12 protein-coding genes are annotated in these 13,457 nt (G+C 40.5%); all 12 read right to left on the minus strand.

The genetic code is table 11. From position 1 onward, the window contains the following. Positions 1-56: 56 nt before the first annotated feature. The 12 genes from PZB74_RS18610 to PZB74_RS18665 all read right to left on the minus strand — a co-directional run bounded on the left by PZB74_RS18610 (position 57) and on the right by PZB74_RS18665 (position 13,371). Entirely contained in the window at positions 57-767 is a 711-nt protein-coding gene (locus PZB74_RS18610) for a class I SAM-dependent methyltransferase (protein WP_302238671.1), read from the minus strand. A 45-nt stretch (positions 768-812) separates the two neighbouring features. Further along, entirely contained in the window at positions 813-1,493 is a 681-nt protein-coding gene (locus PZB74_RS18615) for a metal-dependent hydrolase (protein ID WP_302238672.1), read from the minus strand. Between the two features lie 99 nt (positions 1,494-1,592). Next, positions 1,593-1,811, minus strand: a complete 219-nt coding sequence (xseB, locus tag PZB74_RS18620; protein WP_302238673.1) for an exodeoxyribonuclease VII small subunit — start codon at positions 1,809-1,811, stop codon at positions 1,593-1,595. Further along, complete coding sequence (gene xseA, locus PZB74_RS18625; RefSeq protein ID WP_302238674.1) at positions 1,789-3,132, minus strand: exodeoxyribonuclease VII large subunit; 1,344 nt, start codon at positions 3,130-3,132, stop codon at positions 1,789-1,791. Before xseA ends, xseB begins: the two co-directional genes overlap by 23 nt. Before the next feature lie 37 nt (positions 3,133-3,169). Then, complete coding sequence (locus PZB74_RS18630) at positions 3,170-3,721, minus strand: cob(I)yrinic acid a,c-diamide adenosyltransferase (protein ID WP_302238675.1); 552 nt, start codon at positions 3,719-3,721, stop codon at positions 3,170-3,172. A 45-nt stretch (positions 3,722-3,766) separates the two neighbouring features. After that, the gene (locus tag PZB74_RS18635) at positions 3,767-6,826 is read right to left on the minus strand and encodes a hypothetical protein (RefSeq protein ID WP_302238676.1); all 3,060 of its coding nucleotides are present in this window, start codon (positions 6,824-6,826) and stop codon (positions 3,767-3,769) included. Positions 6,827-6,941: 115 nt separating this feature from the next. Further along, entirely contained in the window at positions 6,942-7,229 is a 288-nt protein-coding gene (gatC, locus tag PZB74_RS18640; protein WP_302238677.1) for an Asp-tRNA(Asn)/Glu-tRNA(Gln) amidotransferase subunit GatC, read from the minus strand. Continuing rightward, the gene (locus PZB74_RS18645; protein ID WP_302238678.1) at positions 7,226-7,984 is read right to left on the minus strand and encodes a lysophospholipid acyltransferase family protein; all 759 of its coding nucleotides are present in this window, start codon (positions 7,982-7,984) and stop codon (positions 7,226-7,228) included. The genes gatC and PZB74_RS18645 overlap by 4 nt, the downstream gene beginning before the upstream one ends. 34 nt (positions 7,985-8,018) lie before the next feature. Continuing rightward, entirely contained in the window at positions 8,019-9,260 is a 1,242-nt protein-coding gene (locus PZB74_RS18650) for a DUF6786 family protein (RefSeq protein ID WP_302238679.1), read from the minus strand. Between the two features lie 12 nt (positions 9,261-9,272). Next, positions 9,273-10,160, minus strand: coding sequence for a fructosamine kinase family protein (locus PZB74_RS18655; protein ID WP_302238680.1), 888 nt, complete (start codon positions 10,158-10,160; stop codon positions 9,273-9,275). Positions 10,161-10,170: 10 nt separating this feature from the next. Next, entirely contained in the window at positions 10,171-12,168 is a 1,998-nt protein-coding gene (locus PZB74_RS18660; protein WP_302238681.1) for an OPT family oligopeptide transporter, read from the minus strand. Positions 12,169-12,261: 93 nt separating this feature from the next. After that, positions 12,262-13,371, minus strand: a complete 1,110-nt coding sequence (locus tag PZB74_RS18665; RefSeq protein WP_302238682.1) for an AI-2E family transporter — start codon at positions 13,369-13,371, stop codon at positions 12,262-12,264. Positions 13,372-13,457: the final 86 nt, after the last annotated feature.

Genomic DNA, 13,457 nt, shown 5'->3' on the forward strand with positions numbered 1-13,457 from the left:
TGGTCTACTCTGAACCAAGTGATAAGCCAGTTTTATTTCTGGTTTCTAATCTGGTTTTAAGGGTGCACTAAACGGGCGAGGTATTGGTCATTGTTATCTTCGGTAAGTATTTGCATATGCCAACCGGCTTCTGACGCAAATCTGCTCATAGTTTGCTGATCAACGTATAGCCAGGAGAACCATTCACCCTTTTGCCTCCTGTACTGGTATTGATACTGAATTTCTCCTTTATATGGATATTGGTTCAGCTTAATGTCATCATACAAATAGCTCAAATCGCTTGAGTCAAACAAAATTTGCCCACCGGGTAAGAGCCATTCTTTTGCCTGTGTCAGAAATTTTCTCAGCCCTTCAAGGTTGTTTACTATACCTATACCATTCATCAGCAGCAATAATGTATTGTATTTTGTGGGTAGAGGCTCCCAAAAGGACTGGTGGTACACCTGACTTAGTCCGCGCTGCTTCATAATTTCTATGCAGAAAGGTGAAAGGTCAAGAGCATCCACATTTTTGCCTTGCTCATGCAGGTAAATAGCATGGCTACCTACTCCTGCCCCTATATCCAGAATCTTGCCGAAGGCAGCATTTAGTGCCTGGGCTTCCAGCTCTGGGAAATCTTCTTCGTCGCGAAAAAACCAGTCTACCGGCATTTCTTCAACCTCTCCGTAGCTGGTATTCAGATACAGATTGTCGGCTTTACCATTGAGGAAGTAATCGTATAAAGCCCGACCGTAAACATCTGCTGCCGTATCTTCTGATTTATGCATACAAAAAAGGAACGTAGCTTGTGCTACGCTCTGGTAATAGTAAGATTAGAAATTTACTGTATCGCCAATTTTTACTAATTGTAGATCCTTATCCGCCTTTCTAAAGCGTTCAACTGCTTTATTATGATCAATTTTAATATTAGGAAATGTATCATAATGAACCCCCATCACTTTGTTGCACTGTATAAAATCACAAGTGGTAATAGCATCCTCAATACCCATAGTCAGGCAGTCCCCTATAGGAAGGATGGCAAGATCCAGTTTAGTATAGCGAGGGATTAATTGCATGTCCAGCGTAAGAGCAGTATCTCCAGCATAGTAAAAGTTACATTCATCAGCCATTACAACAAAGCCTCCAGGATTTCCGCCATATGAACCATCAGGTAGCATAGAGGAGTGTACAGCATTTACATACTTTACTTTTCCAAAATCAAGCTCTACTAAGCCGCCAAGGTTCATAGGTACTACATTCTCTATTCCTTTGTCTTGCAGCCAGGTGATGATTTCAAAATTAGATATAACGGTAGCCTGCGTTCTTTTGGCAATATCTACCGCATCCGCAATATGGTCCTGATGACCATGACTAATCAGGATATTGTCTGCTTCTACCTGAGCAGGATCAATATCTTTAGCCAGTTCGTTGGGTGAGATGAATGGGTCAAAAAGTACTTTCTTGCCTTTTAGCTCTACAGCAAAGCAAGAATGTCCATAATAGCTTAATTTCATAAGTCAGTTAGTTTTAAAAATTGAATTTAGAAAAAGTTAATTCTCAGTATAGCTAAAACAGCATAATAAAATTATGGTTAATGTTAAACCGGATTTATGCTAATCTTCTTCCTCCTCACCCTCAAAAGCTTTCTGAATCATGTTTTCGGTATCTTTAAGTTTACTGCGACAATAGTTAATCAATTCTAGTGCTCTGGAAATACGTTCAGAAAGTATATCTACATCCATTGTATCATTTTCTACTTCTGCCACAATAGATTCTAGTTCATCTAGAGCTTCCTGATATTTTATCTCTTTAGTTTTCTTTTTTGGACTCATTATTATTTCTTTTCTGAATACTTTCTATTCTGCTAAGTATTTTACTTTCTGAAGTAGTTGTGCTTAGTTGATCTCCCTCATTTATAGCTTTGACATCAGTAATTGGCTTACCGTTAACAGTAGTAAAGGTAAAGCCTCTTTTTAGAATTTGCTCAGGATCTGAAGCCTGCAAAAATTTTTCGTAGCTCGTCAATTTATTTTGCAAAGTGGTAAACTTGGTTTGCATTTTAGACTGTAGACTTTTTTTAAAACCCTTTAACTTCTCTGAGTGGGACCTAATCTGTTGCTTGCTGTAAAATTGCAGGCGATTGCTGTACTGTTCCAGATTGTGAGCCTCATCCTGAAGCTTTTTACCTGAACTATACCTTAAATGATGGGCATGATTATCCAACGCATAATGATGCTCCTTAAGGGTAGTCTGTGATCTTTTAGAAATTCTATACCATAGCTCTTCTAATTTCTCATCAAAACTTAAGGCACCATTAATTAGAAACTCGGCTACTGCGGTAGGAGTTTTCATGCGAGTATGTGCGACCAAATCTGCCACGGTTTCATCCCTCTCGTGACCAATACCCGTAACTACCGGAATGGGAAACTGTGCAATGTGGGCGGCAATATCATAACAGTCAAAGCAATCCAGATCTACCTGGGCACCTCCTCCCCTGATAATCACTAAAATATCATAAGCACCTGCCTGGCTTTCCAGCTTCTGAAATACCCGTAGCATAGCATCTACTATACTTTGCTCGGCCTGCTGACCCTGCATGATAGCTTTGTACAGCTTTACATTAAACTGATAGCGATATCTGTTTTTTGAGATCTGGTCTAGAAAATCTCCCAAACCGGCCGCAGTAGGTGAACTGATAACTGCTATTTTTTGAGGTACGGTAGGTAGCTGCAAGCCTTTGTTCATTTCCAGTACACCTTCCTCAGCCAGTTGCGCAAGCACCTCCTGCTTCTTTCGGGCCCTTTCTCCTAATGTATAATTAGCATCTATATCTTTGATGTTGAGGCTCATGCCATAAACCTCATGAAAGGCTACTTCTACCTGACACAAGACGCTCATTCCAGCCTTAAGGCTTTCACCAGTAATTGCCTCAAACCAACCGCTGATTTTGCGATAGGCATAACTCCAGATTGTCGCTCTGTTTTTGGCTAAGAGATACTGATTGTCTTTTTCAACCAGCTCCAGATAGCAATGCCCTTTCTGGGTCAGCCGCATTTCTCCTATCTCTGCTACTATCCAGTAAGTGGGCTCTAATTGAGTGGCTAATGCTTCTTTTACAATTTTGTTCAGTTCCAGTAAGGAAAGGTGGCTCATCTATTCTTGATAATTAGGCTAGCTTCTACTATAAACTTTACTTAGATCTGGGCTTCCAGGGTATTTCTTCTACGCCTAACTCCTGACCAATATAGCGAGCCAGCACAAATAGATAATCAGAAAGGCGATTAAGGTATTTGATAATTGCAGGATCAATCTGCTCCTGCGTTTGTAAGCTAACAACAGCTCTTTCTGCTCTACGACAAACTGCCCTTGCCAAATGACATTGGGAAACATCCGGATGTCCACCAGGCAAGATAAAGTTTTTCATGGCAGGTAATTTAGCATCCATTTCATCAATTTGTTGCTCCAGCTGGAGCACATCACTTTCCTGAAGTTCTGGCAAATAAGATGGTTTATTATTGACATCCGCAGCCAGGAGTGAACCTATTACAAATAAGTTCTCCTGTATATGCTGGAATATATTTTGACGCTTTTGGTTAGAAGGCATATCACGTAGTATTCCAATAAATGAGTTAAGCTCATCTACTGTACCATACGCTTCCACCTTATCATGTGATTTGGGAACACGTTGCCCACCGATCAGGGAGGTATCCCCCTGATCACCACTTTTAGTGTAAATCTTCATAGCACAAAATTGTTACAAATTAGCCAGAAGATAAAACTTAATACTTTAAAAGGCAGGAGCGTAAACCGCTTTTAAGGAATCGTATCTTTTCAGATACTGCTGGAAGTACTTTTCTGACACCAGAGGCTTTAAATCTTCTAAGCCACTTTCTGCATAGCTTTCCATTCCGGAGGCCAGACTTATTTCTACATAGGCCTGCTGAAGTTCAGCTGAATAAGGGTTGGTTTCTAAAGCTTCCAGCAATAGATTGTACTTATCTAGCGGGTCTTCTACCTCCATCTGATTCAGAGCAAACAAATAGCCTTTAACAAATAGCGGATTACCGCTGAGTTTTTGAATATATGCGTTTAGCTGTTCTTCATTATTTTCGCTTAGTGCTTCCTTGGCAGCATAGTACCAGCTTAACTGCTTATGCCAACGACTTATTGTAGTTCTTTGATCCTGAGAAGCATATATTTTAGCCCACTCTCCTTGTTCTTCCCAGACAAAAGCCTGTAGCCAGGGCATATAAATTTTTGCAGTAGATGACAAAGTTGGATTTTCATCCAGAAGAAGCTGTATCTGACTCAAAAGACTAGCTTTTAGATGGCTTTCATACTTTAACCATAAATCATGTAGTACCAGAGCTCTGTAATTAGGGTCCTCAAAACTCTGAATCAGCTTTTGAAAATCATTTTCATCAAGTTCATTAAACCTAAATCGCAGCAGATGATACTTGTAAGCATCACTTTTTTCTTCTACTGAGAAATTCTTGGTATTGATTACCTCTTTAAGAATATTCAATACAGGATTAGGTTCAGCAATTCTTTCATCCACTTCTCTCAAAAGTGAATCCCAGACCGCATTAGCTTCTTCGCGAAACATATCTCCAGTTGCAATGGCTTCAGTATAGCTTATCCCTTTTCTAAAAATGGCATCCTCAAAACGAGAACGTTCAGCCTTTTGAAAATACGATGCAGCCACCTGCGGTGCATATTGCTCCAGTGCCCAGATTCCCAGCATATTATTGTAATAGCCTCTTTGAAATGGGTTTAAGGCCTGCAACTGATCTAAAATGCGCATAGCTGCATCTACCTGATTCTGTTGATAGAGAACGTAGGCTTTAATCAATAACAAAGGTTCATAGTAGTTTCCATTAGCAAATACCTCAGGAAAATTGGACAATTGCTTAAGCTGGCTACTGTCCAATGACTCGGGGCGGCTATAAGCGTAGTTATATACATACGCAAATTCAAAGCTGTTTAATGTAGTATCCTGTGTATCTATCCAGGGAAAATCGTTTTGTTGGAATGGCTCCTGTGAACTGACATATTTATTTGCCAGCAAAAAAGTGTTAACCAGTCCGGGTAAATATGTTTTGTCAGTCAGAACCTCATCAAAAAGCGAGTCCAGACTAAAGCTTAGCAGATTATCATTTTTACCTATCAGAGCCAAGGTGTTGGTTTCTGCTGCCTGTTGAGTAGCCGCAGAATTTTTAGCCAAGCTAAGGTAGTGCAATGCAGAATCTAAGACTGATGTTTTTCCAAAGGTAATAGCGAGATTGTTGTATAAATATGGATTTGATCTGAACCTGCTCAGCCCCTCTCTAAAACTAAACATAGCATCAAAGAACTGTCCGGAATTTAGCAGCTCATATCCCAAATTGACCTGAGCATATGTTGTTGGCTTTTTCTTTAAAGCTTCGCTAAAATAGAATGGAGCTAAGGACTCATCTTTCTGCTCTCTGGCCAGTACTCCCAGACTGTAGTTTGAGCGGTGATTGTTAAAACCATATTGATCGCCCAGTTTGTAATACTGTTGTGCCAAGAAGTCATCATCTTCTATCTGGTACAAATCACCCAGCCCATTGTAATACCCAGCAATCGCCTGATGAAAGGGCAGCATATTGGCATTTAAAAAAAATGCTACTACGGCTATGAGTCCTACAATCTGAACAGTGCCATAAGGAAAGGTGGGAGGTTTATACATAATTTTGTAAACCTGCATATTCTCCATCATAGGGTTAATAAAATTAGCTATGATGTAAAGCATAAATAAACCACCAAAACCAAGCTGGCTATATACAATGGCATCTTCAAAAGCCTCTATCAGAGGGTCGTTTGCCATTGAAAAAGCATAAGCCAGGGTAGAAAAACAAATGATTGCCAGCGAGAGGTAAAGTAATGCCCCCAGGGGCGCAAAGCTCATCATTCCCTGGTATTGGATCTCACGATCTTTAAAATCCCAGATCCCTATGATTGCTACAATAAATAGAATTACAAACGCATTAACATACAGAATATCCCAATCTATATAACCTGCATTGTACGCGTACAAAAAGCCTACATTAACTAGATAAACTAAAGAGATCGTAATGAAATGCCAGAGTGAGTTTTTGTTTCCAACAGTATTGCCACGAGTAATTATCTTAAGGAAAAAACTGATCAGACAATGGCCTAGAATAAAAATAAAGACTACACTTAATATCAGAGGAGTTACCATTCCATAGTTGACGAGAAAGAAAAGAGGACTTTCTACTTCTGAAAACACAAATAATATAATACCTACAATAAGAGTAATTCCACTAAACGTGAGCAGGCGCACCAGTATATCCAGCTCAGGTTTTATTTTGTTAAAGTAGTAAAGCGTGCTAAGGTAGGCTGATAGACAAATGATTAATGCCATTTTATCGGCTTGCCCGAAGAGTAGCAATTGCTCCAACTTAAAACTGATAAGTATAGCCGCAAAGATGAGCGAACCGAAGTAAAACCAGAAGCTTTCTAAAGCAGATATCACTACCAAAATAATAACAAGGCTAAGTGCTACTGCAAAAAGGTGTATTGCGGCACTTACGGGACTGATAGCAATTTCTCCTCCCCGAAAAATTTCTGTGATAAGATAGTTGTCAAACTCATACGAAAAATCAAAAAGGCCTACTCTAAAAGAGGCAGTAGGCACTTTAATTTTTTCAATATTGGAGATTTTCTGCCAGTCTATTACTGTTGATACGCCAGCAAAAAAATGATAAGCAAAATTGAATACAAAAAAAGCAAAGACCACAATCATCCCCCAGTACAAAAATTTCGTCTGAGGGTGCCATGTTTTCCAGAAATACCACCTGTTCATAGGGTCAGGGTGTTTTTTTTATGGTTTGAGTAAAAAGTTAACGATGACCGCTAAGTTGTATTATCGTGGCTTCAGTAAACAAAGAATGTGGCTCAAAAACTTACATGATGCTAAATTATTCTATCACCTTGGGTACTCGAAAATGCTCATTGTCACTTTTGGGTGCCTGAGATAAGCCTCTTTCACGACTGAGCATGTTTTTCACTTCGTCTTCCCTCCAGACGTTCACCTCATGCGACATGCTGGTAAGTGGCTCTACGCCTTCGGTATCAACTTCCTGTAAATGATCTACCCAGTCCAGAATTTCTGTCATACTTTTGATCATATCTTCTTCACCTTCGGGATCAAACTCCAGACGAGCAAGATGAGCCATTTTCTGTACGGTAGTACGGTCAATCTTCATGAAACACTCTTTTTTTCCGCTAAATAAGGATAATATTTTGAAAGTTCCTCTTCTATAATACTAAAAACCCTGTCTCTAAGGGCATCTGCATCTTCTATTTGCATATTACTAGTTTCTATAGGCTCATGAATAATAGCTCTGGGTCGCTGGGGATACATTAGCATTTTGCTATTGCCAGGCTGGATCTTCCAGTTATGAGGATATGTTACTGGTATAATAGGTACCTTTTGTTCAATAGCAAGTTTAAAAGCTCCGTTCCTAAACGAAGCCATTTTTGGTGGCTCCTGTGAACGTATCCCCCCTTCAGGAAACATCACCAGGCTAAGGCCGCTCTGTAACACTTCAGCTCCCTTTTTGAGCACCTGATACCGGCTACGGGGTTTGTTTCTGTCAACGGTGATATGCAGCTTACGAAACATATAACCAAATACAGGCACTTTGGCGAGTGAAATTTTGCCTACAAATACACTCAGCCTAGGAACATAGCCCATCATTACAATATCCAGAAAGGATGTATGGTTACCAACCAGCAAATAATTTTGGCCAGGTTTAAGCTTTGCTCGCCATTCTATTATCGGGGGAATAAAGGATAAGCTTAGAAAAGCCCTCGCCCAAATCTGGTTGAGAAAAAGAGCATACTTATGCCAAGCCTTTCTTAGCATAAATATCATAAAGAAGGGATACAGCAAAAGCAATACACCAGCAAAAATTAACAACCCATAGGTAGAGTATATTCTTATTCCGATCTTTCTCATTTGTTAGAAAAAGAAATTGAAAACAATACTGTAATTAAAAAACGGCAGTAATTTGTGCGATATTCACTCCAAAAACTTCACGAGATATCTGGTCTAATGTTTCTCTCTCGCCAGTAAAGTGCACCGTAGTATGTACATGCCTGATAGAGTCCTGAGCCTGTAATGCAGCAGCCGGAGATGAGCTTTCCAATTCGTAAAAGGGGGCCATTTGTTCACCATCTTCCAGCGGACCATCATTGTAAGCATTGGCGGCATCACCACGGTAAGGATCATCCTGCAACTCCCACATAGAGTTTACATAATCAGGAGTATTTTCTGGTAAGGTGTATTTTACTATTGTAAGCACCTTATTTTCGGCATCATAGCTACCCATTACTTCACGGGCATACTGAGGAGGCACACCAATTTTCCCCCTTTGTTTACCATCTCCCTTAAAGTAAATTATTCCATTTTTAATTTGAAGGCGATCTTCAGGCACTTTTCCAAAATATGCGTCGTTTACAACTTTAGCACTATCCTGAGCCTCTTTGTACGGAATGACAATAGTAGTAGTTGGAGATGGTTTGAACATACCCAGAATCCAGATAGAAAGTAACCCTTTTTCTTTAGTCCAAGCATGCTCTCCACGGTTGATTAACGTATTCTCACTAGAAAAGCCAACACTGGCAATTTTATCGTCCAGTTGACTAAGCCCTAATAGCTCTTCCAGATCGCTTTTTTCCAGGAGACTTATTTTACGCTTTACTTCAAGTTGAAAACGGCTACCGCTATGATTTTCCAACATAAAAGCCTTACTAAAAGTAACTGTATGCTGACTCTGGCTTTGAACCGCAAATGGCTCAGTGTCTAGGGCTGTCGGAGTCTGCCAGTTTTCAAAATTAAAGTCTTCTCCTTGCTTAAAAAATATTGCAAACTGCCCCCCTTCGGGCCCCATCCAGAAACGATCTTCACCCCCATAAGGGTTAATATGTTTTTTCTCTTCTCCGCTGGCAATCAGTTCGTAATTGATCCATCCAAAACTATTACCTTTTTCACCTTCGGCAGTACTGCTCATAACCCTGCCCTGGTACTGGGGAGCAATTATGAGTTGAGCCTGGCCGTCATCGCTTTTTAGCAGCACCAAACTGTCTAGATGGTTCTGTAAAAATTCTAAGTCATAATCAAAAGTGTTCACTATATCTTTAATATCTTGAGGTTCAGCACTGTCTCTATCCTGTGAAGGTTGACACGAAGTAATAGCACATAAACTTAGGCTAGCTACCCATTTTAAATTCATCTTTATTAGTATTTAAATATATCTCTGAGCAATACTCAAAGCCTGCTGACCATAATGCCCACCAAATAAATGATAATGGTTCAGGTAGTGATATAACATATATAAATCATGACGCTCTTTCCATTCAGCAGGTAGCGGATACTCCTCCTGATAGGCATCCCAGACTCTGGAAGTGAAGCCACCAAACATATCCATCATGGCTAAATCAAACTCACGGTCGGCAAAATAACTGGCAGGGTCTATCAGAGCTGGCCCCTTGGCAGTATACATAAAGTTACCAGACCATAAATCTCCATGATTAAGAGAGGCTACAGGCTGGTGACCTATCCACTGCTCCATGTTCTGCATTAGTTGGTTGTATACCTTATGCTCTTTGGTACTTAGACCTCTGCTTTTATCTATGAGTATCAAGAGAAATCCTATGCGTTGATCTCTAAAAAAAGCTAGCCAGTCGGTATGCCAATTATTTTGCTGAGGCGTAGCTCCACAATAGTTATCATGCTCAAAACCGTACTTCTCATGCTGATAACGATGAAGCTGGGCTATACCTCTGCCTAATTCCTCATCTTGCTGCGATGTAGGTGAATTGGAAGGAGGCAAAAAATCTGTGACTAAAATTGCTGGTAGCTGATCTTGTAAAACTGTTTTGAGCCAGACGCTAGGTATTTGTAAGCCTGAACCCGCACTGGCTAATGCTTCCAGGCTTTCTGCCTCACGTAAAAACATATCTCCCGGCCCCTGTTCATTCCATTTAATAAAGAAATCTCCCTGATTTGTACTTGCATGACTCGCATGGTTTATACATCCACCACCTAACATGTTCAGCTGCTGTATACTCACCCGGCTTCCCAGTGTTTTACTCAGTTCTTCCTCTATGTATTCACGTAAGGCTACCTGCATGTTTATCCGCTTACTTTTGAATGTTTTCTTTATATACTTTTTTGATGAGATAATAAAGACCAGCGACTACTACGATAAAAATACCTAAACCAGTATAACTTCCGCCAGGAGGGTTTTCAAAAACTCTGAGGGCGCTCAGGTCAGCCACCACAATACCTATAGCAATAAAAATACCCATCAAGGCCTCTCCGGTTATTAGTCCGGAGGCAAGTAGTAATCCTGAATTAGCCGCAGTTTCAGAAGCTAGTTTATGTTTGTCATCACTTCTATTCTGCTTCTTTAGGTAACGATTTACCAGCCATGCAATCAGTCCACCCACAAAGATAGAAGTATCAAGTTCTAACGGAAGGTAAAGCCCTACTGCTACCGCCAGCACTGGCATTCTAAAGTTTGAGCCTTTGTTTTTAAGGTACTGATCAAATGCAATAATAGCGATGGCGATTACAGCTCCAATACTTACCATATCCCAGGGAAGACCATCTCCGAATATACCAGTGGCAACGCTTTGCATCAAAGTAGCCTGAGGTGCTGCCAGTGCTTCGGGTTGCTCTGGTGTGGGAGTGCCGATACCATAGCCTATCAGCAGATAATTAAGTACCGGGGCTATTGCGAAAGCTCCCGCACCTACCCCTACCATCTGCATAATTTGTTGCTTGTAGGGCGTTGCACCCAATATGTAACCTGCTTTTAAATCCTGCATATTGTCACCAGCAATAGCAGCAGCACAACATACTACAGCTCCAATGAGTATTGCCGCTGCGGCACCTTGTGTAGGTTTATCGGCTCCCAGTAGAAATAACAATAATAAAGATGAAGCCAGTATAGTGGCTATTGTTACACCTGAAATTGGATTATTAGAACTCCCTACCAAACCAGCCATATAGCCCGCTACTGCGGAAAACAGAAAGCCAGCGACAACCATAATTAATGCCATTAGCCCGGTGATGGCTACATCATGAATTTCACGAAGATAGATAGCGAATACGGGTACTATCATCACTCCGATTGAGATGATAACCCATGACATTGGGGTGTCCATATCGGTACGAAGCTGATCCTTGAAATTGGAACTTCCCTGACGAAAGGCAGCTATACCAGATTTGAATGCCGTTCCTAAAGAATCTTTCAAACTGATAAGAGCCCATAAGCCTCCTACTACCATACCTCCTACTCCCAGATAACGTATCTGGCTACTCCATACCCTTATACCCATCTCTTCAGGATTACCAGCGCCCTCTGGCGGACCTAGCAAAGCGATATAAGCAGGAATGGCGATATACCAACTAATAGCTCCTCCCAGAAATACCAAAAATGCGATATTAAGTCCTACAATATAACCTACCGCTACCAGTGCTGGTGAAAGATTCAGGCCAAAATACAGATAGATACGATTGTTGAAAAGTGCGGCTTTTTCAAAGAGTCCATTCCATAAATTAAGGGCTGATTCACTTAGCTTAAATAATCCGCCAACAAGTCCTCCCCATATCAGATATTTTACCGACTTACCTCCACTTTCTCCGGTTTTAAGCACCTCAGAGGTGGCCACCCCTTCTGGAAACTTCAGGTTTTCTTTTACAATAAGTGCCTGCCTTAAGGGGATGGTAAATAATATACCTAATACTCCGCCAGTAAGTGCAATAAGTGTGGTTTCCCAATAGTTAAACTCTTCCCAATAGCCCATAATTACAAGGGCAGGGATTGTAAAAATAACCCCGGCCGCCAGAGATTCACCAGCAGATGCTGCCGTCTGTACCAAGTTGTTTTCCAGTATGTTTGAGTTTTTGAAAAGCCTGAGCAGCGCCATAGAAATTACTGCGGCAGGAATGGAAGCAGATACCGTAAGTCCGGCAAAGAGCCCAAAATATGCATTAGCCGCTGAAAGTATTACCGATAAGCCGGCGCCTAACAATACGGCTTTTAGCGTGAGTTCGGGTATTTTTTTATCTGCACTTATATAGGGTTTATTCTCCTCCGATGAAGAGGACTCAGTAGGCTTGGTTTCGTTCATATTTTGTGTAGTTGGTTAGCGTCTAAACAAACATACCAAGCTTTATGAAAAAACACAGCTTCCTACAGATTTTTATGGAAGAGAATACGTATCTCAGGCTTTTTCTTTCACCTTCTGCATTAGCTTCTGTACTTTATCATTAGTATCGCTATCGTTATTTTCTGATGGATAGCCCAATAGATAGCCGTAGGGTTTGAGAGGTTCTACCACGTCAAAAACTACTTTTAAGGCAGCGGTTATAGGAATAGCCATAATCATTCCGATAGCGCCCCATACCATTCCACCTACATACAAAGCCAGTATTACTGCAAATGGGTTGAGCGATACTTTATTACCGACAATGTTGGGCGTGATAAAGTTACCTTCCAGAAACTGCACTCCCCAAAACATGAGAGCTACTCCAAAGGGGTACCAAAGAGAGTCTTTAGTAAGAAAGGCAAAAAGAATAGGAAGCAAAGAACCGATAAAAACACCAATATAAGGAATAACCGTCAGCATAGCTGCTAACAGGCCAAAGAACATAGCGTGCTCTATTCCAATTAGCATTAAGCCTGTGGTATTAAGAATGGCCAGTATAATAATAACTGTAAAAAGGCCTAGTACATATGCTCTTACTACTGAAGAAACTCTTCTGATGGTATCTCCTAATTTATCATGATGCCTTACCGAAAAAACTTTGTAAAGGAATGAGACAAAAAATGAGCGATAGTAGAGCAAAAAGAAAAGTGAAATAAATATAAGTACAAAGGAGGTAAAAAAGTCGGCGGTAGCAGATAAGGTTGAAGATAAAATAGACGTACTGCTGGTTACGAAATCGTTAATAGAATTTTTTAAATAAGCAGTCTGCTCACTTTCCTCTACTCCAAACTGTGTCTCTAGCCAATCATGCCCCTGATCAATAAACCCTTCAAACTTTTGTCCGATCTCTGACAAATCCTGCGTAATTGCTCTAACCTGATAGGAAATAAAGTAAAAGGTGAAAAACAATACCGCAAAAATAGCTATAATAGAGATGATAGAACTCAATCCTCTGGGAAACTTCCAGCTTTCCAACTTATTGCAAAGTGGCTGAAGTATAAAAGCAAAAATCAATGCCGTTAACAATGGAACAAACAAGGAACGCCCCACTATCATCACGAAGAAAAGCATGATCAGACCAAAGAGAACGATAAAAAATTTAAGATAGGAAGGTATTCTTAGCATACAATTATCATCATTAATTGGGGTTAACAGTAACACTATAACTGCATATAGCAGTCTTAAGTTGCGCCGTATAAGGCTATATCATA

The organism is Porifericola rhodea (assembly GCF_030506305.1).
GTDB classification, from domain to species: domain Bacteria; phylum Bacteroidota; class Bacteroidia; order Cytophagales; family Cyclobacteriaceae; genus Catalinimonas; species Catalinimonas rhodea.